This is a genomic window from Hydrogenophaga sp. PML113 (genome assembly GCF_001777155.1).
In the GTDB taxonomy this organism is placed as follows: domain Bacteria; phylum Pseudomonadota; class Gammaproteobacteria; order Burkholderiales; family Burkholderiaceae_C; genus Hydrogenophaga; species Hydrogenophaga borbori.
Map to the genome: position 1 here is coordinate 17,570 of NZ_MIYM01000013.1, position 17,738 is coordinate 35,307.

At 69.8% G+C, this 17,738-nt stretch carries 21 protein-coding genes; 6 read left to right on the forward strand and 15 right to left on the reverse strand.

Annotation, left to right across the window (positions count from 1 at the left end):
• Window positions 1-5: 5 nt before the first annotated feature.
• From BHU06_RS19320 to BHU06_RS19335, 4 genes are all read left to right on the forward strand, one after another.
• Entirely contained in the window at window positions 6-467 is a 462-nt protein-coding gene (locus BHU06_RS19320; protein WP_070400855.1) for a TRAP transporter small permease, read from the forward strand.
• On the forward strand, window positions 460-1,737 hold the full coding sequence (locus BHU06_RS19325; RefSeq protein WP_175442891.1) for a TRAP transporter large permease: 1,278 nt from the start codon (window positions 460-462) through the stop codon (window positions 1,735-1,737). The genes BHU06_RS19320 and BHU06_RS19325 overlap by 8 nt, the downstream gene beginning before the upstream one ends.
• Window positions 1,738-1,827: 90 nt before the next feature.
• Window positions 1,828-2,589: a class II aldolase/adducin family protein gene (locus BHU06_RS19330; protein WP_070400910.1), complete on the forward strand. Its 762-nt coding sequence runs from the start codon at window positions 1,828-1,830 to the stop codon at window positions 2,587-2,589.
• Window positions 2,589-3,932: a D-serine ammonia-lyase gene (locus BHU06_RS19335; RefSeq protein WP_070400857.1), complete on the forward strand. Its 1,344-nt coding sequence runs from the start codon at window positions 2,589-2,591 to the stop codon at window positions 3,930-3,932. The genes BHU06_RS19330 and BHU06_RS19335 overlap by 1 nt, the downstream gene beginning before the upstream one ends.
• A 37-nt stretch (window positions 3,933-3,969) precedes the next feature.
• Here the strand turns inward: BHU06_RS19335 and BHU06_RS19340 are convergent, their stop codons facing one another.
• Window positions 3,970-4,182: a DUF4287 domain-containing protein gene (locus BHU06_RS19340; protein WP_070400858.1), complete on the reverse strand. Its 213-nt coding sequence runs from the start codon at window positions 4,180-4,182 to the stop codon at window positions 3,970-3,972.
• A 183-nt stretch (window positions 4,183-4,365) separates the two neighbouring features.
• On the opposite strand from BHU06_RS19340, the gene BHU06_RS22630 reads away from it, so the two are divergent.
• The gene (locus tag BHU06_RS22630; RefSeq protein ID WP_139147121.1) at window positions 4,366-6,483 is read left to right on the forward strand and encodes a TonB C-terminal domain-containing protein; all 2,118 of its coding nucleotides are present in this window, start codon (window positions 4,366-4,368) and stop codon (window positions 6,481-6,483) included.
• Between the two features lie 14 nt (window positions 6,484-6,497).
• Here BHU06_RS22630 and BHU06_RS19355 read toward each other — a convergent pair whose 3' ends face one another.
• The gene (locus tag BHU06_RS19355) at window positions 6,498-6,905 is read right to left on the reverse strand and encodes a carboxymuconolactone decarboxylase family protein (protein ID WP_070400861.1); all 408 of its coding nucleotides are present in this window, start codon (window positions 6,903-6,905) and stop codon (window positions 6,498-6,500) included.
• Between the two features lie 78 nt (window positions 6,906-6,983).
• On the opposite strand from BHU06_RS19355, the gene BHU06_RS19360 reads away from it, so the two are divergent.
• Window positions 6,984-7,643, forward strand: coding sequence for a peroxiredoxin (locus BHU06_RS19360; protein ID WP_070400862.1), 660 nt, complete (start codon window positions 6,984-6,986; stop codon window positions 7,641-7,643).
• Window positions 7,644-7,653: 10 nt separating this feature from the next.
• Here the strand turns inward: BHU06_RS19360 and BHU06_RS19365 are convergent, their stop codons facing one another.
• The 13 genes from BHU06_RS19365 to BHU06_RS19425 form a co-directional block, all read right to left on the reverse strand.
• Window positions 7,654-8,088, reverse strand: coding sequence for a hypothetical protein (locus BHU06_RS19365; protein WP_070400863.1), 435 nt, complete (start codon window positions 8,086-8,088; stop codon window positions 7,654-7,656).
• Window positions 8,089-8,160: 72 nt separating this feature from the next.
• A complete protein-coding gene (locus BHU06_RS19370; RefSeq protein WP_070400864.1) occupies window positions 8,161-8,955 on the reverse strand; it encodes a trypsin-like peptidase domain-containing protein in 795 nt (264 codons plus the stop codon).
• A 60-nt stretch (window positions 8,956-9,015) separates the two neighbouring features.
• Window positions 9,016-9,966, reverse strand: coding sequence for a glutathione synthase (gene gshB / locus BHU06_RS19375; RefSeq protein WP_070400865.1), 951 nt, complete (start codon window positions 9,964-9,966; stop codon window positions 9,016-9,018).
• Entirely contained in the window at window positions 9,963-11,153 is a 1,191-nt protein-coding gene (locus tag BHU06_RS19380; RefSeq protein ID WP_070400866.1) for a benzoate/H(+) symporter BenE family transporter, read from the reverse strand. The genes gshB and BHU06_RS19380 overlap by 4 nt, the downstream gene beginning before the upstream one ends.
• A 60-nt stretch (window positions 11,154-11,213) precedes the next feature.
• A complete protein-coding gene (locus BHU06_RS19385) occupies window positions 11,214-11,624 on the reverse strand; it encodes a SirB2 family protein (RefSeq protein WP_070400867.1) in 411 nt (136 codons plus the stop codon).
• Window positions 11,625-11,627: 3 nt separating this feature from the next.
• Window positions 11,628-12,050 carry an Rrf2 family transcriptional regulator gene (locus tag BHU06_RS19390; protein ID WP_070400868.1) on the reverse strand — a complete coding sequence of 141 codons (423 nt, stop codon included), beginning with the start codon at window positions 12,048-12,050 and terminating at the stop codon, window positions 11,628-11,630.
• Window positions 12,051-12,063: 13 nt separating this feature from the next.
• On the reverse strand, window positions 12,064-12,480 hold the full coding sequence (locus BHU06_RS19395; RefSeq protein ID WP_070400869.1) for a group III truncated hemoglobin: 417 nt from the start codon (window positions 12,478-12,480) through the stop codon (window positions 12,064-12,066).
• Between the two features lie 106 nt (window positions 12,481-12,586).
• Window positions 12,587-14,458 (reverse strand): potassium transporter Kup, encoded by a 1,872-nt coding sequence (locus BHU06_RS19400; RefSeq protein ID WP_070400870.1) that lies wholly within the window; start codon window positions 14,456-14,458, stop codon window positions 12,587-12,589.
• Between the two features lie 147 nt (window positions 14,459-14,605).
• Window positions 14,606-15,898 carry a glutamate--cysteine ligase gene (gshA, locus tag BHU06_RS19405; RefSeq protein WP_070400871.1) on the reverse strand — a complete coding sequence of 431 codons (1,293 nt, stop codon included), beginning with the start codon at window positions 15,896-15,898 and terminating at the stop codon, window positions 14,606-14,608.
• A 124-nt stretch (window positions 15,899-16,022) separates the two neighbouring features.
• A complete protein-coding gene (locus BHU06_RS19410) occupies window positions 16,023-16,409 on the reverse strand; it encodes a RidA family protein (RefSeq protein WP_070400872.1) in 387 nt (128 codons plus the stop codon).
• A 2-nt stretch (window positions 16,410-16,411) separates the two neighbouring features.
• The gene (locus tag BHU06_RS19415; protein WP_070400873.1) at window positions 16,412-16,774 is read right to left on the reverse strand and encodes a DUF1304 domain-containing protein; all 363 of its coding nucleotides are present in this window, start codon (window positions 16,772-16,774) and stop codon (window positions 16,412-16,414) included.
• Window positions 16,775-16,808: 34 nt separating this feature from the next.
• Entirely contained in the window at window positions 16,809-17,258 is a 450-nt protein-coding gene (locus BHU06_RS19420) for a cyclopropane-fatty-acyl-phospholipid synthase family protein (RefSeq protein ID WP_070400874.1), read from the reverse strand.
• Entirely contained in the window at window positions 17,255-17,731 is a 477-nt protein-coding gene (locus BHU06_RS19425; RefSeq protein ID WP_070400875.1) for a DUF1772 domain-containing protein, read from the reverse strand. The genes BHU06_RS19420 and BHU06_RS19425 overlap by 4 nt, the downstream gene beginning before the upstream one ends.
• Window positions 17,732-17,738: the final 7 nt, after the last annotated feature.

The following is a 17,738-nucleotide window of genomic DNA, read 5'->3' on the forward strand; positions in this document are numbered from 1 at the left end:
GAGCCATGGCTCGTCTGGCCAGTCTCTATCGCGGCACCGTCGGCATCGCCACCCTGGTGGTGGCCGGCCTTCTGATCGCTCAGGTGTTCTTCCGCTACGTGCTGGGCAGTTCGCTCGCATGGGGTGAAGAGGTTTCCACCTTCCTGATGATCTGGGCAGGCCTGCTGGGTGCGGCGACGCTGGCGGCGCAAGACCGCTACATCGCCTTCTCCGCCATCAAGGACAGCCAACGCCCCTGGCTGCGCAAGGCCAGCCGCACGCTGGCCTCGCTGGCGGCCATCGGCTTCGCGCTGCTCCTCGTGACCAACGGGGCGCGGGTGTCTTTCCTGGCAGAGTTTTCGCCCAGATCGTCCGCGGCCGAAATCCCGCTGAACTGGGTGTATGCGGTGTTTCCGATCGCCGGGCTCATCGTCATCGGCGGTGCCCTGCTGCGTCTCCTGCACATCTGGCGAGGTCGCGATGAATGAAGCCATGGTGCTCCTGCTGCTGGTCGGCGGCGTGCTGCTGCTGGTGGGCGCCCCCATCTGGGCCACCATCGGGCTCGCCTCGGCGAGCTACATCTGGGTGCAGGGATTCCCCACCAACCTGATCGTGCAGCGCATGTTCAACAACATGGACTCGTTCCTGTTGTTGGCCGTGCCCATGTTCATGCTGGCCGGTGAGGTCATGAACACCTCCGGCCTGACGGCGCGCCTGCTCGATCTGGCGCACGTGCTGTTGCGCCGCCTGCGCGCGGGTCTGGCCATGGCCAACCTGGGCACCAACATGATGATGGCGGGCATCTCGGGTTCGGCCCTGGCGGACGCCTCCGCCCTGACGGCGCTGATGAAGCCCAAGATGGTCGAGCAAGGCTACCGCGCATCCTTCGTGGCGGCGCTCACCGCGGCCGGCTCCATCGTGGCGCCCATCATTCCGCCCAGCATCACCTTCATCCTGTTCTCGGTGCTGGCCGACGTGTCGGTGATCGACCTCTTCATGGCGGGCATCTTGCCGGGCGTGGTGATCGTCGCCTTCCAGATGTTCACGGTCAACATGCTGTCGCGACGCGGGCGCATCCCCGCCCACGACGCCGCGCCGGCCCTGAAGACCGGCATCGCGCTCCGGCGGGCGATTCCGGTGCTGATCCTGCCGATCATCATCGTGGGCGGCATCCGCGGCGGCGTCTTCACGCCCATCGAAGGCGCCGCGGTGGCCCTGGCCTACGCGCTGGCCCTGGCCGTGCTCATGCGTCGCATCCGCGTCGACCAGCTGTTGCACCTTTCCTGGGACGTGGCCAAAGGCATGGGCGAGATCCTGCTGATGATCGGATCGGCCAGCCTGTTGGCCTGGGTCATCGTGGCCGAGCAGATCCCCGCGAGCGTGGCCTCGGCGATGCTGAGCTTGACCTCCGATCCGCTGATGTTGCTGATCATCATCAACGTGCTGCTCCTGCTCGTGGGCATGGTCCTCGACAACTTCGCCGCGATGGTGATCTTCGTGCCCATCCTGATGCCGGTCGTGCAGCAGTACGGCATCGACCCGGTGCACTTCGGCGTGATCGTCAACGTCAACCTCATGATCGGCTCCATCACGCCGCCCGTGGGCCTGGCGCTGTTCGTCACCAGCCGCGTCGCCGGTGTGTCCTTCGAGAGTTCGGTGAAAGAAATCCTGCCCTTCATCGCCGCCTCTTTGCTCGCACTCGGTGTCATCACCTACGTGCCGGCCCTGTCCCTGGCCATCCCCGGCCTGCTCAAGTAGTCCCCTGGAGACACCGTGCTTCCCACCCGTTCCCACCCATCCACCGAACCCGTCCATGTCGAGGAAAAAAGCAATGCCATGGCGGAGCGCATGCCCGACATCCCGAACCCGGACCCGGCGCGCTACTCCGCCGGCGAATGGCAAACGCGCGTCGATCTGGCGGCGGCCTACCGCCTCATCGCCACGCTCAACATGGACGACGCTATCTTCACGCACATCTCGGTGCGCATCCCCGACACCGAAGTGCCCACCTTCCTCATCAACCCCTACGGCATGATGTTCGAGGAGGTCACCGCCACGTCGCTCGTCAAGATCGACGTCAATGGCCACAAGATCTGCGACTCTCCCTGGCCGGTGAACCCCGCGGGCTTCGACATCCACAGCGCCGTGCACACGCGCAGCCCCAATGCGCACTGCGTGATCCACACGCATTCCCTGGCCGGCATGACGGTGGCCTCCATGCCCGAGGGCCTGCTGCCGCTCAACCAGATGTCGCTGCACTTCTACAAGCGCATCGGCCGCTACTCGTACGACACCATCCACTTTCCCGAGCACGAGAAGGACCGGCTGGTGGCCTGCATCGCCGACCATCCCGCGCTGATCATGGAATCGCACGGCATGATGACCTGCGGCCCCACCGTGGCCGACGCCTTCTTCTACATGTACTACCTCGAGAAGGCCTGCCGCATTCAGGTGCAGGTATTGGCCGGCGCACGCCCTCACATTCCCATACGCGACGAGGTGGCCGAGGAAGGCCGAGCGCTGTTCGAAGACCGCCACGAACAAAAACGCTTCATGTGGGCCGCCTTCGTGCGCAAACTCCACCGCGACGCACCCGACTTCGCCCGCTGATGGCCGCCTCCGCTGAACACCTCTCCGATGCCGCCGCCCGCATCGATCCAACCCTTCTGACCCGGCTGCGTGAGCGCGAGCCGCTGCTGTGGGTGAACCCCCACGCCGAGTCCATGGCCGCCGGTGTCGACGCGCTGGACGCCGGCTTCGACATGGCATCCGCGGCCTCACGCTTCAAACGCTTTCGCGGCCTCATGCGCGCGCTGTTCCCGGCGCTGGAGCCGCTGGAGGGCCGCGTGGAGTCCGAGTTGCTGCCGCTGCCGCGCTTTTCCGCTCTGCTCGGGGGGCAAGGCGCCTGGTTCCTCAAAGGCGATCACGCGCTGCCGGTGGCGGGCTCGGTCAAGGCGCGAGGGGGCTTTCACGAGGTGCTGGCGCACGCTGAACGCCTGGCAACCGCACACGGCCTGCTGCAGCCGGGGCAAGACCCGATCGTGCTGCAACAGCCCGCGGCGCGCGCCTTCTTCTCGCGGCACACCATCTCGGTGGGCAGCACGGGCAACCTGGGCCTGGGCATCGGACTCATCGCCGCCGGCCTGGGCTTTCAGGCCGAAGTGCACATGTCCGCCGACGCCAAGGAATGGAAGAAGCGGCGCCTGCGCGACCGGGGCATCCGCGTCGTCGAACACGCGGGCGACTTCGCCGATGCACTGGAGGGCGGCCGTCAGCGCGCCGCCACGGACCCGAGCGTGCACTTCGTGGACGACGAGCGCTCGGCCGACCTCTTCCTGGGATATTCGGTCGCCGCACAGGAACTCGCGCGACAGCTCGACGCGATCGGCCGCACGCCCCGTCGCGAGCGACCGCTGTTCGTGCACCTGCCCTGCGGCGTGGGCGGTTCACCTGGCGGCATCACCTACGGTCTCAAAGCCTTGTTCGGCGACGCGGTACACACCTTCTTCGCGGAGCCGGTGGCCGCGCCCTGCATGCTGGTGCAACTGAGCGCCAGTGGCCAGGGCCCGCTCTCGGTCTACGACATCGGTCTGGACAACAGGACCGATGCCGATGGCCTGGCCGTGGCGCAGGCCTCGCACCTGGTGGCGCCGATGATGAAGCGCCGGCTCGGCGGTGTGTTCACGGTGCGCGACGGCGACCTGCTGCGCGACGTGTGCCGCCTCCAGCGCACGGAAGGTGTGCTGCTTGAACCGTCGGCCATCGCGGCGGCGCGCGGCCCCTTGTTCCTCGCGCAGTCCGAGGCTGGCCGCGCCTATCTGGACGCCCACGGCCTGCGATCCGATGACCCGAATGCCACCCACGTCATCTGGGCAACGGGGGGCTCACTCGTGCCGGCAGAAGAGCATGCGCGATACCAGGCGAAGGGCGCCGAACTGCTTGGCAGCGGATGAACCCGGGGCGGGCTGGCGGGCGGCCGTAAGCGCTCGCTTACCCGCGCTTGGCCAGAAACCACGCCACCAGCGCATTGGCGTGTCCATGGCCCAGTCCGTGGTCGGCCTTCAACAGCGCCACCAGCGCCATGTGCTTGAGCGGGCCAGCCTGGCGCAGCACGCCCATCCAATGCTCGATGGGCTGACCGTACTTTTTCTCGATGGAAGGAAAGTAGGACGCGGGGCCCTGGGGTTTGTCGTTCGAGGCCATGGAGGTCTTCCTTCGCGCGGACGTGGACAAAACGCCGTGGCGGCCCGCGCGCCCGGCCACCACCAAACATGACGACGGCCATGGGACCCTGGAATCGACAGCGGCCCTGAAAACCGAGCATTGCACGGCCTGTCGCGACCATCGCCCCGCGAGCGCGCCGGTTTGGACGAGACAATGCGCCCCATGCAGACCGCGAAGGACAACGAGGCGCCCGTGCGACGGCCGCTGCCACCGCTGGCGGCGGTGCTGGCCTACCGCTGGCGGCCGCGCGGCTGGCTGGTGTCCGAGCCGCGCCGGCAAACCTTCGCGTGGTCGGTCTCGCTGCTGGTGCACGCGCTGGTCCTGAGCCTGACCTTCGGCGACGGCCTGGACCTGCCGGGGCTGGAGCTGCCGTGGAAGGAGCGGCGTACCGAGGTGCCGGAACTGCGAGCGCGCCTGTCACCGCCACCAGCGCCCGCCGCCGAAGCGGCGCCGCCCGCCAGCGTGTCTGCGCCTCGCCCCACCCCGCCGGCGCCCCCGAGCGCCGGGGCCTTGACGGTGCTCGACCACGCCGCGCTGCAGGCCCGACGGCAGGAGGCCCAGCGACAGGAAGCCTTGCGGCAGGAGGCCGCGCGCCGGGAAGCCCAGCGCGCGGAAGCGGCGCGCCAGTTGGCCGAGCGGCGAGCGGCCGAACGCCGGGCCGCGGCCCGGGCGGCGGCCCAACGCGAGGCGGCCCGACAGGCCAGGGCACGCGAACTGGCGGCCCAGCAGGCCGCGGCGCGCGAGGCGGCGGCCAGGGAAGTGGCGGCCAGGGCGGCGGCCGAACAGGCCGACACCGCCCGGCAAACCGCCGAACACGAGGCGGCCGCCCGACAGGACGCGGCGCGGGTCGCGGCCGACCAACAGGAGGCGGCCCGGCAAGCCGCCGCGCGCCAGCAGGCCGAGAGCGAGCTGGCGGCACGCGAAACGGCCGAACAGGTGGCGGCGCAGCGCGCCGAGATGGAGCGCCTGGAAGTCGAACGTCAGGACGCCCTGCGGCAGGCGAGCGCCCGCGCCGAGGCCGAGCGCGTGGAAGCGGCGCGGCAGGCCACCGCGCGGGACGCTCAGCAACAGGAAGTCGAGCGACAGGAAGCGCTCCGCCGGGAGGCCGCGCAGCGGGCGGCCGAACAGGCGCAGCAGGCCGAACGCGAGGCCACCGCTCGGGAGGAGACGGCTAGGCAGGAAATCGCTCGCCAGGAAGCGGCCCGCCAAGAGAGCGCCCGCCAGCAAGCCGCGCGGGCGGAGGCTGCACGGGCAGAAGCCGAACGGCTGGCCAACGAACAGCTGGCCCGCGAGCGCTTGGAAGCACAGCGCCAGGCCGAGCAAGCGGCGCAACGGCTGGAAGCGGAGCAACAAGCCGCCGCACAGCGCGAAGCCGCTCGGCAGGCGGCCGAGCGGGCCGAGGCCGAACGCCTCGCGGCGGAACAGCAGGCGGCGCGTGAGGCCGAACAGCAGGCGGCCGAGGCCGCACGACAGGCCGCTCAGCGCGACGCGGCTGCGAGGCAGGAAGCGCAGCGAGCAGCCGAGGCCGAAGCCGCTCAACGCGCGGCCGAGCGCCGGGCCAACGAATTGGCGGCCGCGCAACAGGCCGCAGCTCAAGCTCAAGCTCAAGCTCAAGCTCAGGCTCAGGCTCAGGCTCAGGCTCAGGCTCAGGCAGAGGCGGCAAGGCTAGAGGCCGAAGGCCAGGCGGCTGCTCGCGCCGCGGCGGCGGCCGCAGCGGAGGCACAAGCCACCGCCCAGGCAGAAGTCGCCCGACTGCAAGGCGAGCGCGAGGCCGCCGCCAGGACCGAGGCCGCGCGCCTGCAGGCCGAACGGCAGGCCGAGGACGAGGCCCGCGAGGAGAGACGCCGCGCCATCGGTCGCCAGCTCAACGAAGAGGCCGACCGCCGCGCGGCCGCCGAGGCCGAGGCACAGCGCAACCCGTCCGCCAGCGGCCTGCGCCGCGTCCGACTCTTCGGGCGCTACGACCCCAACCGCGACCTGGTCCTCTACGCCGAGGCCTGGGCGAAGCGCATCGAGATGAACATGCCGGTGGAACTGGTGCGCGAGGCGGCCCGGCAGCGCTACACCGACCCAGTGGTGACCGTCGCCATCCGCAGCGACGGCACGATCGAATCGGTCACGCTGGTGCGCACCAGCGGCGTGGCCACCATCGACGAGGCCATTCCGCGCCTGGTGCACGGCATGGCGCACATCGCCTTCCCGCCGGCCATGGCCCGCCAGTACGACGTGATCGAGATCCGCCGCAGCTGGCACTTCGACGTCGCCGTGCGCCTGTACTGAGGCGCGCCGACGCCTCAGGCGCGGCCAGCGTCGAACACCGGGTCGACCTCGACCTGCAGGGCCGTGGCCAGGTGGTTGGTCTTGGCGGCCAGGCCGACGATGGCCATCAGCTCCGCGTGCTGGGCATGCGTCATGCCCTTGGCGCGCGCCGCCGCCGTGTGCGAGTGCACGCAGTAGCCGCAGCCGTTGGCGATGGAGACCGCGATGTAGACCAATTCCTTGGTCAGCGGGTCCAGCTGCGAGGGCGTGGCCATCAGCCGCTTCACCTCGGCCCAGGTGCCCTCCAGCAGCGCGGGGTCGAAGGCCAGGGCGCGCCACAGGTTGTTGACGAAGTCGGTCTTGCGCGTGGCGCGGATGTCGTCGAAGACGGCCTTCACGCGCGGATCGGCTTCGGGCTCGGCCAAGGGGCGAACGGTGGTCATGGTGCAGGTAACTCCTTCATGGACACGGTCTTTCGGACTGCGCACACTAGCGGCTTTTCACCCGCCCAGGAGCCCGGCATGTCCCTACGCATCAACGACACCGCACCGAACTTCAGCGCCCAGACCACGCAAGGCGTCATCGACTTTCACAGCTGGATTGGCGACCAGTGGGCCATCCTCTTCTCGCACCCCAAGGACTTCACCCCCGTCTGCACCACCGAGCTGGGCTACATGGCCCGCATCGAACCCGAGTTCACGAAGCGCAACACCAAGCTCATCGGTCTGTCGGTGGACCCGGTGGACAGCCACGGCAAGTGGGTCACCGACATCGAGGAAACGCAGGGCGCCACGGTCAAGTACCCCATGATCGGCGACGTCGACCTGAAGGTGGCCAAGCTCTACAACATGCTGCCGGCCGAAGAACCCGGCAGCGCCGAAGGCCGCACCGCCGCCACCAACGCCACCGTGCGCTCGGTCTTCATCATCGGGCCCGACAAGAAGATCAAGCTCATGATGACCTACCCCATGACCACGGGCCGCAACTTCGACGAGATCCTGCGCGCGCTCGATTCGATTCAGCTCACCGCGAGGCACAAGGTGGCGACCCCCGCGAACTGGACGCAGGGGCAGGACGTGATCATCGCGGGCTCGGTGAGCGATGCGGACGCCAAGACCCTGTTCCCCGATGGCTGGAAGGCGCTCAAGCCCTACCTGCGCATCGTCAAGCAGCCGCGCTGAGCGGGGCGCCTCAGGGCTGGTAGCAGGCGCCCGTGGCGTCGTGGTGGATGGCGATGAGGTCGCCACCGGCGCTGCCCCAGACGTTGCCGCCGGTGAAGATCAGGCAGCCCTCGCCTTTGTAGAGCGCTTGCAGGCGACGCGCGTCGTTGCCGAAATAGAACGGAATCCAGCGCTTGCCCGATTCGTAGGAATGCGAACGGTCGGGCGCACGGTCCATCAGGGTCTGCACCTCGTCCATGCCCATGCCGATCTGGAGCCGGGCGAACCGGCTGCCGGGCCGGGCCTTGCCGGTGACCTCGCCCTGGAAGGAGCCGTCCCGCGAGGTGGCGCTCTGGGTGCCGTCGGCGGCGGGCGCGGTGGACGGGGCGGATGGGCGCGTCGAGGGGGATGAGCAGGCGCCCAAGACGGTGAGGGCGGCGATCAGGATGAGTCGATGGAGGCGCATGGGCGGCAGCGGCGGGTGGTGAACGGCCCGCCAGTGTGCACAGCGCGACGGGGGCATACCCCCTGTCGTTCTCTACGCGGGACCGCTCTGTCCCGCCGCGGGCGGCTCCGTCAGCGTGAGCAGGATGTCCGCGTACCAGGCGCAGTTCAGGCCCAGGGATTCGTCGAGCGCCTGGTCGCGGTTGCCCATGTCCAGGCGCGAGGAGTGCACGCCCAGCAGCCGCCAGGGCAGCACACCGGTCGCGGGCACGGGGTCGCGCATGACCACCGGTGCGCCACTGATGCCACGGTGCGCGCGCCCGTCGGTGAGAAAGGTGCCCTGCCCCTGGAAGCGGATGCCGAAGGGCGAGGCGATGGCGGCGCGGCGCAGCACCGGGAGCTGGTGCACTTCGTCGTGAAAGCCCAGCGGAAAACCCGCGATGAACAGCGTGGCGTCCACGGGCACGGCGTCAAAGTCGCGAACGATGTGCGCGGGCGTGAAGGCGAACAGCACCGACTCCTTCGGCAGGGCCTCGCGATCGATTTCGAGCACGGCCACGTCGATGTCGCCGCCGCTGTCCTGGCCCTGGCGCCACAGCGCCGTGCCGTCGGCGTACAGCGGCATGGAAAAGCCGGTGCAGCGCGTGAGGTCCTGAAGGTCCAGGTGCAGGGTGATCTCGATGCGGTCCGGCCGGTGCTCGCTGCCCTCGTCGATGAAGACGTGGCGGCTGGTCGCGAGGAAGAGGTGTTCGTCGCGCGCGAAGAAGAAGCCGCTGGCGTTGGTGAGCGATTGCTCGCCCAGGAAGGTGCCGACCTTCGGCGTGGCGAGGAACAGCGGGTCCACCGGCGGCGAGGCCGGCGCGGCGGGGGTCTTGGGGGGGGTGTTCATCGCCACAGTGTGAGGGCTTGGCGGCGCCCAGGCCACCGGCCGCGATGGCAGGCCATCGCGTCAGCCCAGCGCCGCCTCCAGCGCGTCCACGAACATCGCCGGCACGTCGAAGCCGGTCTGCTGCTGGATCTCCTGGAAACAGGTGGGGCTGGTGACGTTGATCTCGGTCACGCGGTTGCCGATCATGTCCAGGCCCACCAGCAGCAGGCCGCGCGCGGCCAGCGTGGGCGCCATGGCCTCGGCCACGGCGCGGTTGTCGTCGGACAGCGGTTGGGCCACGCCCTTGCCACCGGCCGCCAGGTTGCCGCGCACCTCGCTGCCCTGCGGGATGCGCGCGAGCACGAAGGGCGCCACCTTCCCGCCGATGAGCAGCAGGCGCTTGTCGCCCTCCACGATCTCAGGCAGGTAGCGCTGCACCATCACGCTGGTGGCGCCGCCCTGGTTCAGGGTCTCGATGATGGAGCCCAGGTTCAGACCGTCCTCGCGCACGCGGAAGATGCCCATGCCGCCCATGCCGTCGAGCGGCTTGAGGATGACGTCGCGCTGCTCGGCGTGGAAGGCGCGCACGGCCTCGGCCGAGCGCGTCACCAGGGTGGGCGGCGCGAACTGCGGCCACTCCATCAGCGCGAGTTTTTCGGGGTGGTCGCGCAGCGCGGCGGGCTTGTTGAATACGCGCGTGCCTTCGCGCTCGGCCTGCTCCAGCAGGTGGGTGGCGTAGAAGAACTCGCTATCGAAGGGCGGGTCCTTGCGCATGAGCACGGCGTCGAAGCTCGCCAGGGCCTCGCGGCCCTCGCCGCTCACGTCGAACCAGTGGTCGAGTTCGCCGGTGAGGCGCAGGTTCCGCACCTGGGCGGTGACACGGCCGCCGCTCACCCATTGCAGGTGGCGCGGCTCGCAGGCCGCGAGCGCGTGGCCGCGGCGCTGCAGCTCGCGCATCATCGCGAAGGTGCTGTCCTTGTAGGTCTTGAAAGCTTCGAGCGGGTCGGCGACGACCAGGATCTTCTTCGTCATGGGCGGGGGTGTTTTTTCGCGAGGCCGTACTGTTGCACAAAGAGCGCGGCGGCGCCGGCCACCACCCCCCAAAAGGCCGAGCCGATGCCGGCTATCACCACGCCGCTGAGCGTGACGAGGAAGGTGATGAGCGCGGCCTCGCGGTGCTCATCGTCCTTGAGCGCGGCGTGCAGCCCGCCGCCGATGCTGCCCAGCAGGGCGATGCCCGCGATGGCCATCACCAGCTCGCGCGGGAAGGCGATCAGCAGGCCCGTGACCAGCGCGCCCACCAGACCGATGGCCACGTACAGCGCGCCGCACACCACCGCGGCGGTGTAGCGCTTGTCGCGGTCGGGGTGGGCCTCGGGACCCATGCAGATGGCCGCGGTGATGGCCGAGAGGTTGAGCGCGAAGGCGCCGAAAGGCGCCAGCACCAGCGTGGCGATGCCCGTGACGGTGAGGATGCGCGAGATGGGCATGTCGTAGCCCGCCGCGCGGATGGCCGCCACGCCCGGCAGGTTCTGCGAGGCCATGGTGACGATGAACAGCGGCAGCGCCAGGCTGGTGAGCGCCGCCAGGCTGAAGCTCGGCGCGGTGAACACCGGCACGGCCCATTCGAGCCTGAGCGCGCCCGCGTTGAAGCGGCCGGTGGCCAGTACCTGCGCCACGCCCGCGAGCAGCGTGAACACCACCGCGTAGCGCGGCGCCAGGCGGCGCGCCACCAGGTAGACCAGCAGCATCAGCACCACCAGGCCCAGCGCGGTCTGCGCCGCGCCGAAGGCCTGCAGGCCGAAGCGCGCCAGCACGCCGGCCAGCAGCGCCGCGGCGATGGCCATGGGGATGCGGTTCATCACCCGCTCGAACCAGCCGGTGGCGCCCGCCAGGGTGATGAGCGCGCCGCAGACCAGAAAGGCGCCGATGGCGTCGGACATCGTGAAACCGCCGGCCAGGCCCGCGCTGGCCAGCACCGCCGCGCCGGGCGTGCTCCAGGCCACCATCACGGGCTGGCGCAGCAGAAGCGAGGGAATCGCCGAGCACAGGCCCATGCCCAGGCCCAGCGCCCACATCCAGGACGTGATCTGCGCCGGCGTGGCGCCGAAGGCCTGCGCCGCCTGGAAGACGATCGCCACCGAGCTGGTGAAGCCCACCAGCACCGCGACGAAGCCGGCGGTGGCGGCGGAAAGGCTGAGGTCCTTGAAGAATCGCATCGCGCGATTCTGCCGGGACAGGCCCGGCGCCGCTGGCGCGGGCCCGACAGGCCGGCGGGCTCAGCCCGCCGGCAGCAGGCGCAGCAGCACCGCCGGATCGTGCGCCCGCGCGACCGCCACCATGGCCCCGAAACAGGCCAGGGCCGCCGCGAAGGCCATGGCCCGGCCCGTCGGCGTGCGCGCCCGCCGCAGGGCCAGCGTGCCGAGCACGATGTAGGCCACGAGCAGGCCCAGCTTGAGCTGCAGCCACGGCGTGGCGAAGGGGTTGAGTCGCAGCGCCGCGAGCAGCAGCAGGGCCGCCATCAGCAGGGCGGTGTCGATGAGCTGGCTCAGGCGGCGCACCGGCGCCGCCAGCGGCGCAGCCGAGCCCAGCAGCACGCCCACGCCGCGCGCGGCGAACAATCCGCCGCTGGTCAGCGCCAGCGCGACGTGCGCGGCCTTGATCCAGGGGTAGGCCATCAGCAGGTCCATGGTTCAGGCCCGCCGCAGCACCGCCGCCGCCGGGGGCAGCAGGTCGGCCAGGGTGTGGCCGTCCAGGTGCGAGAGGAAGCTCTGGAGCGCGCCGTCCAGCACGCCCGCCAGCCCGCAACGGCCGGTGAGCGCGCAACGGCTGTCCTCACCGAAGCACTCGACGAGCAGGAAGTCCGGCTCCATCCCCCGCACCACCGCGCCGAGGTTGATATCGGCCGGCGCGCGCGCGAGCCGCATGCCGCCGCCCTTGCCGCGCACGGTTTCGATCCAGCCCTGGCGGCCCAGCAGGTGCGTGACCTTCATGAGGTGGGCCTCGGAGATGCCGTGCGCCTGCGCGACCTCGGCGATGGTGCACAGCCGCCCGGGCTGGCGCGCCACGTACATCAGCAGGCGCAACGCGTAGTCGGTCAGCGTGGTCAGGCGCATGGCGTCGACCGGCTCAGGGCGTGGCGCCGGCCGGGTTCAGGCCACGGGGCAGGGCCTGGGGGTCGCGGCCCATCTGCCAACCCATCCACAGGCTCTGGGCGATGCGCCCGGCGAGCGCGCGGGCCTGTACCGCCATGCGGCGGTTCGGCTGCGCGTCGGCCACTTCGCCGAACAGCGCCAGCCAGCGCTCGAACAGCTCGGCGCTCAACTCGGGCAGGGCCGCGTGTTTTTGCATGGGGTTGCCCGTGTAGCGCCCGGTGCGCCGCAGCACCGAGGACCAGAAGTCCACCAGCTTGTCGAGGTGGTGGTCCCAATCGTCGATGCGGGCGTTGAAGATGGGCGCAAGGACCGCGTCCTGGCGCACGCGCGCGTAGAAGGCGTGCACCAGCACCTTCAGCTCTTCCTCGGTGCACAGATCGGTCGTGGTCATGGGACTTCCTCGTCGCCGCTGCCGGGGGCAGGAATCAATAAGATCTATTTTATTTCGATCTTATAGAGCCGCCAAATCCCTGTTGCCCTCGCGGGCCTCCAAGGCCTCAGATCTCGACCTTGGAGCCCAGCTCCACCACCGCGTTGGCCGGCAGGTGCAGGAAGGCCGCGGCGCCGGCGGCGTTGTGGTGCATGGCGGCGAAGAGCTTCTCGCGCCAGGGCGCCATGCCGCTGCCCAGCGTGGGCGTGACCACGTCGCGCGACAGGAAGTAGCTCGTGGTCATGGGCTCGATCTCGCAGCCGCGCAGGCGCAGCGGCTCCAGCGCGGCGGGCACGTCGGGGTCGTTCTTGAAGCCGTAGTGGATGGTGACCGCCCAGCAGTCGTGGCCCAGGGGCTCGACCTCCAGCCGCTCGCTCATGCCGATCCAGGGCACCTGGTGCGAGCGCACGGTGACGAACAGGTTCTGCTCGTGCAGCACCTTGTTGTGCTTGAGGTTGTGCAAGAGCGCGTTGGGCACGATGCCCGGGTCGGCGGTGAGGAACACCGCCACGCCGGGCACGCGCAGCGGCGGCTCGACGAACACCGCGTCGAGAAAGCCATTGAGCTCCAGTGCCTCGGCCTGCTGGGCCTTGGACATGAGGCGGCGTCCCTGCTTCCAGGTCATCATCAGCGTGAACACTGCGCCGCCGATGACCAGCGGGAACCAGCCGCCATGGAACAGCTTGAGCATGTTCGAGCTGAAGAAGGCCAGGTCGATGACGAAGAACAGGCCCGTGGCGCCCACGCACAGCCACAGCGGGTATTTCCAGCCGTAGCGGATGACGAAGAAGGTGAGCGTGGTGGTGATGAGCATGTCCAGGGTGACCGCGATGCCGTAGGCCGAGGCCAGGTTGCTGGAGGACTTGAACATCACCACCGCCAGCACGATGGCGGTGAACAGCGCCCAGTTGACGAAGGGGATATAGATCTGCCCCGTGTCGCGCACGCTGGTGTGGCGCAGGTTCAGGCGCGGCAGGTAGCCGAGCTGGATGGCCTGCTTGGTCACGCTGAAGGCGCCCGAGATCAGCGCCTGCGAGGCGATCACCGTGGCCGCCGTGGCCAGCACCACCAGCGGCAGCAGCGCCCAGGTGGGCGCCATGCGGAAGAAGGGGTTGCTCACCGCGCTCGGGTCGGCCAGCAGCAGCGCGCCCTGGCCGAAGTAGTTCAGGGTGAGGCAGGGCATGACCACCGCGAACCAGGCCAGGCGGATCGGCTTCTTGCCGAAGTGGCCGAGGTCGGCGTACAGCGCCTCGGCGCCGGTGACGGCCAGCACCACCGCGCCCAGGATGATGAAGGTTACGCCCGGCTGCTGCCACAGGAAACGCAGCGCATGGTGCGGGCTGAGCGCGCCCAGGATTTCGGGGTGGTGCACGATGTGCGAGACGCCCAGCGCGGCCACCGCGAGGAACCACAACAGCGTGATCGGCCCGAAGTAGCGGCCGATGCCGCCCGTGCCGCGCTTCTGCACCGCGAACAGCACCAGCAGCACCAGCAGGGTCAGCGGGATCACGTAGTGCTGCAGCGCGGGCGAAATCACCGTCAGGCCCTCGACCGCCGAGAGCACCGAGATCGCGGGCGTGATGACGCCGTCGCCATAGAACAGCGAGGTGCCGAAGATGCCGATCACCATCAGCATGCGGCGCAGCGCCGGCTTGTCTTTCACCGCATTGGCAGCCAGCGCGAGCATGGCGATGAGGCCACCTTCGCCCGCGTTGTCGGCGCGCAGCACCAGCACCACGTACTTGAGCGAGACGATGGTCGTCAGCGTCCAGAAGATGATGGACAACACGCCATAGACGTTGCCGTGCGTGAAGGGGACGTGGCCGGACCCGAAGATCTCTTTCACGGCGTACAGCACGCTGGTGCCGATGTCGCCGTACACCACACCGATGGCGCCCAGCGTGAGGGCGGCCAGCGAGGACGGAGCGCGGGAATTCAAGCGAGAAGCCCCACCGGGTTGCCGCGGGGCGTGAACTCAGAAGAGGCGGATTCTGCGCCCGCCAGACGCGGGGCACCACCGGCTGGGACGCCTAAAGCCATGGTCTGCGTGGATTTTGTTGCACCGCAACAACCCCCGACCGGCCTGTCAGTCGAGGTTTTCGGCCTCGGGGTCGGTGGCTTCCAGCTCGTAGCTCGCCGCCAGCATGGCCAGGCGGCCGATGACGCCGTACATGTAGAAGCGGTTGGGCACGCTGGCGCCGGGCTTCACGCCGGGCTGCGGCAGCTGGGCGCTCTGCTCGAAAGCCAGGGGCACGAAGCTGGAGCCCGGGGCGTTCAGGTTCTCGTCCTCGCCGCGGTCGGCGTGGATGCGGTAGAAGCCGCCGACCACGTAGCGGTCCATCATGTAGACCACGGGCTCGGCCACGGCGCTGTTGATGCGCTCGTGCGTGAGCACGCCCTCCTGGATGATCACCTCGCTGACCGCCTGGCCCGCCTGCACCGTCGCCATGCGCGCCTTGGTCTTGGGCGAGAGCTTGTCGATGTCCTTGGCGTCGCGCACCGTCATGATGCCCATGCCGCCCGTGCCGTTGTCGGCCTTGATCACCACGAACGGCTTCTCGTTGATGCCGTATTCCTTGTACTTGCGGCGCACCTTGGTGAGCAGCGCGTCGGTGTTGCTGCGCAGGCATTCCAGGCCCGCGTCGGCCTCGAAATCCACCTGGCCGCATTGCGCGAACAGGGGGTTGATGAGCCAGGGGTCCATGCCCAGCAGCTTGCCGAAGCGCTTGGACACTTCCTCGTAGGCCTTGAAGTGCAGGCTCTTGCGCCGCGTGCCCCAGCCCGCGTGCAGCGGCGGCAGCAGGTACTGCTCGTGCAGCTCTTCCAGGATGCCAGGCACACCCGCGCTCAGGTCGTTGTTGAGCAGGATGGTGCAGGGATCGAAGTTCTTCAGGCCCAGGCGGCGCTTGCCGCGCTGCAGGGGCTCCAGCGTGACGTGGCCGCCGTCGGGCAGGTCGATGCGCGTGGGCTCGGTGATCTCGTTCGACAGCGAGCCCAGGCGGACGTTGAGCCCGGCCATGTAGAAGATCTTCTGCAGCGTGGCCAGGTTGCTCAGGTAGAAGCTGTCGCGCTGGTTCTCGGGCACCAGCAGCAGGTTCTTGGCCTCGGGGCAGATCTTCTCGATGGCGGCCATGGCGGCCTGCACGGCCAGCGGAATCATCTCGGGCGTGAGGTGGTTCCAGCCGGCGGGAAAGAGGTTGGTGTCCACCGGGGCGAGCTTGAAGCCCGCGTTGCGCACGTCGACCGAGCAGTAGAACGGTGGCGTGTGCTCCATCCATTCCAGCCGGAACCAGCGCTCGATCACCGGCGTGGATTCGAGGATGCGCTGCTCGAGTTCGTTGATCGGGCCGGTGAGGGCGGTGACGAGGTGGGGGACCATGGCGGGGCGGGGGAACCGGGCGGGAGGGCCAGTGTAAATGGGGACGGTGACGGGCATTCCAAGCGCCCGCCGGCGCCCCCGCGCCCGGCTGGCGGCTCGGTGGCCCGCCGGCGCCCGAGGGGCCTCAGCCCGACGACCGGAGCGCGGTCACCTCGATCTCGATGCGCATGCGCGGGTCGGCCAGGCCGGCCGAGATCATCATGGCCGCCGGCCGCACCTCGCCGAAGAAGCGGCGCAGCACCGGCCAGGTTTTCGGGAATTCGCTGCCGTCGGGCAGCACATAGGTCACCCGCACCACGTCGCGCAGGCCGGCGCCGGCCTGCTGCAGCGCGGCCTCGATGTTGCGCAGGCATTGCTCGGTCTGCGCCTCGATGCCGGGCGCGATGTCCATGGTGGTGTAGTCGAAACCGGTGGTGCCGGAAACGAAGACCCAGTCGCCCTGGACCACGGCGCGCGAGTAGCCGATCTCCTGTTCGAAGGTGGAGCCCGATGAGATGAGGGTGCGTGGCATGGTCAACGGCCCAGAAGCAGCAGCACCAGGCCAAGCGTGGCCGGTACCGCCTGGATGAACAGGATGCGCTTGCTGGCCGTGGCCGCGCCGTAGAGGCCGGCCACCAGCACGCACAGCAGGAAGAAGACCTTGACCGCGAAACCCTCGGGGCCCAGCGCCAGGCCCCAGAACAGGCCCGCCGCCAGGAAGCCGTTGTAGAGGCCCTGGTTGGCCGCCAGCGTCTTGGTCTGGGCCGCGAACTCGGGTGTGAGATTGAACGCCTTCATGCCCTTGGGCTTGTCCCACAGGAACATCTCGAGCACGAGGATGTAGACGTGCAGCAGGGCCACGAGCAGCACGACGGCGTTGGCGAGGGTGGCAAGCATGGGCGGGGTCTCCCGGGAATCGGACCGGGCGATGCTAACGCGGGCGGGCCTCGCGGCCGCCGAGCGCCAGTTCGCGCAGCGGGTCGCCGCCGTCGATGAACAGCCGCCCGCCGTCCACCAGCGCCGCGCGCAGCCGCTCGATCGCGCGCCGGCCGGCCTCGGGGTGGCGCCCATCGAGGGCGCCCACGCGAACGGCAAAGGCGATGTCGTAGCGCGCTTCGCCGGGCGCGAGCGCGAAGTCCTCCACCGCCACCTCGCGAAACGCCAGGCGCCCCGAGGCCAGCGCCTCGCGCGAGCCCGCGAGGGCCTGCGCGATGGCCTTGGCCGAGCGGTCGATGCCCAGCACGTGCCCCGAGGGCCCCAGGCGCTCGGCCACCGCGCGCGCCGCCACGCCCGGGCCGCAGCCGATCTCCAGCACCCGCAGGCCCGGGCGCAGCGGCAGCGCGTCGACGATCGCGGCGAGCCGCGGCGAGAGCGCGCTCATGCCTTCAACGCCAGGCCCAGCGCCAGCAGCGCCAGCGACACGGCGCCGAGCGCGCTGCGCACGTGGTTCCAGCGCAGCCAGTCGCGCACGTAGCGCGGCCACAGCACCGGCGCCTCGCGCAGGTCGGTGCGCGCCAGGCGGTCGTTGAGCGGCACGTTGCAGGCCATGGTCACGCCCAGCGGGCCGATCAGGTAGGCCAGCGCGCCCGCGCACCAGGCGATCGCCCCGGCGCCGCCCTGCCACAGCGCGCCGATCAGCAGCAGCAGGCACAGCACGGCCGTGCACAGGAAGGGCAGCAGGAACAGCGGGCGGATGATCAGCCGGTTGATGCTCTGCATGGTGCTCATGCCGGCCTCGGCCGGCTGTTCGAGCAGGGCGCGCATGGTCACCAGTGAGAAGGCGTAAAGCAGGCCGGTGACCAGGCCCCCGCCCACGATGGCGGCGATGGCGATCCCCTGCAGCAGCGTGGCCATGGGACGC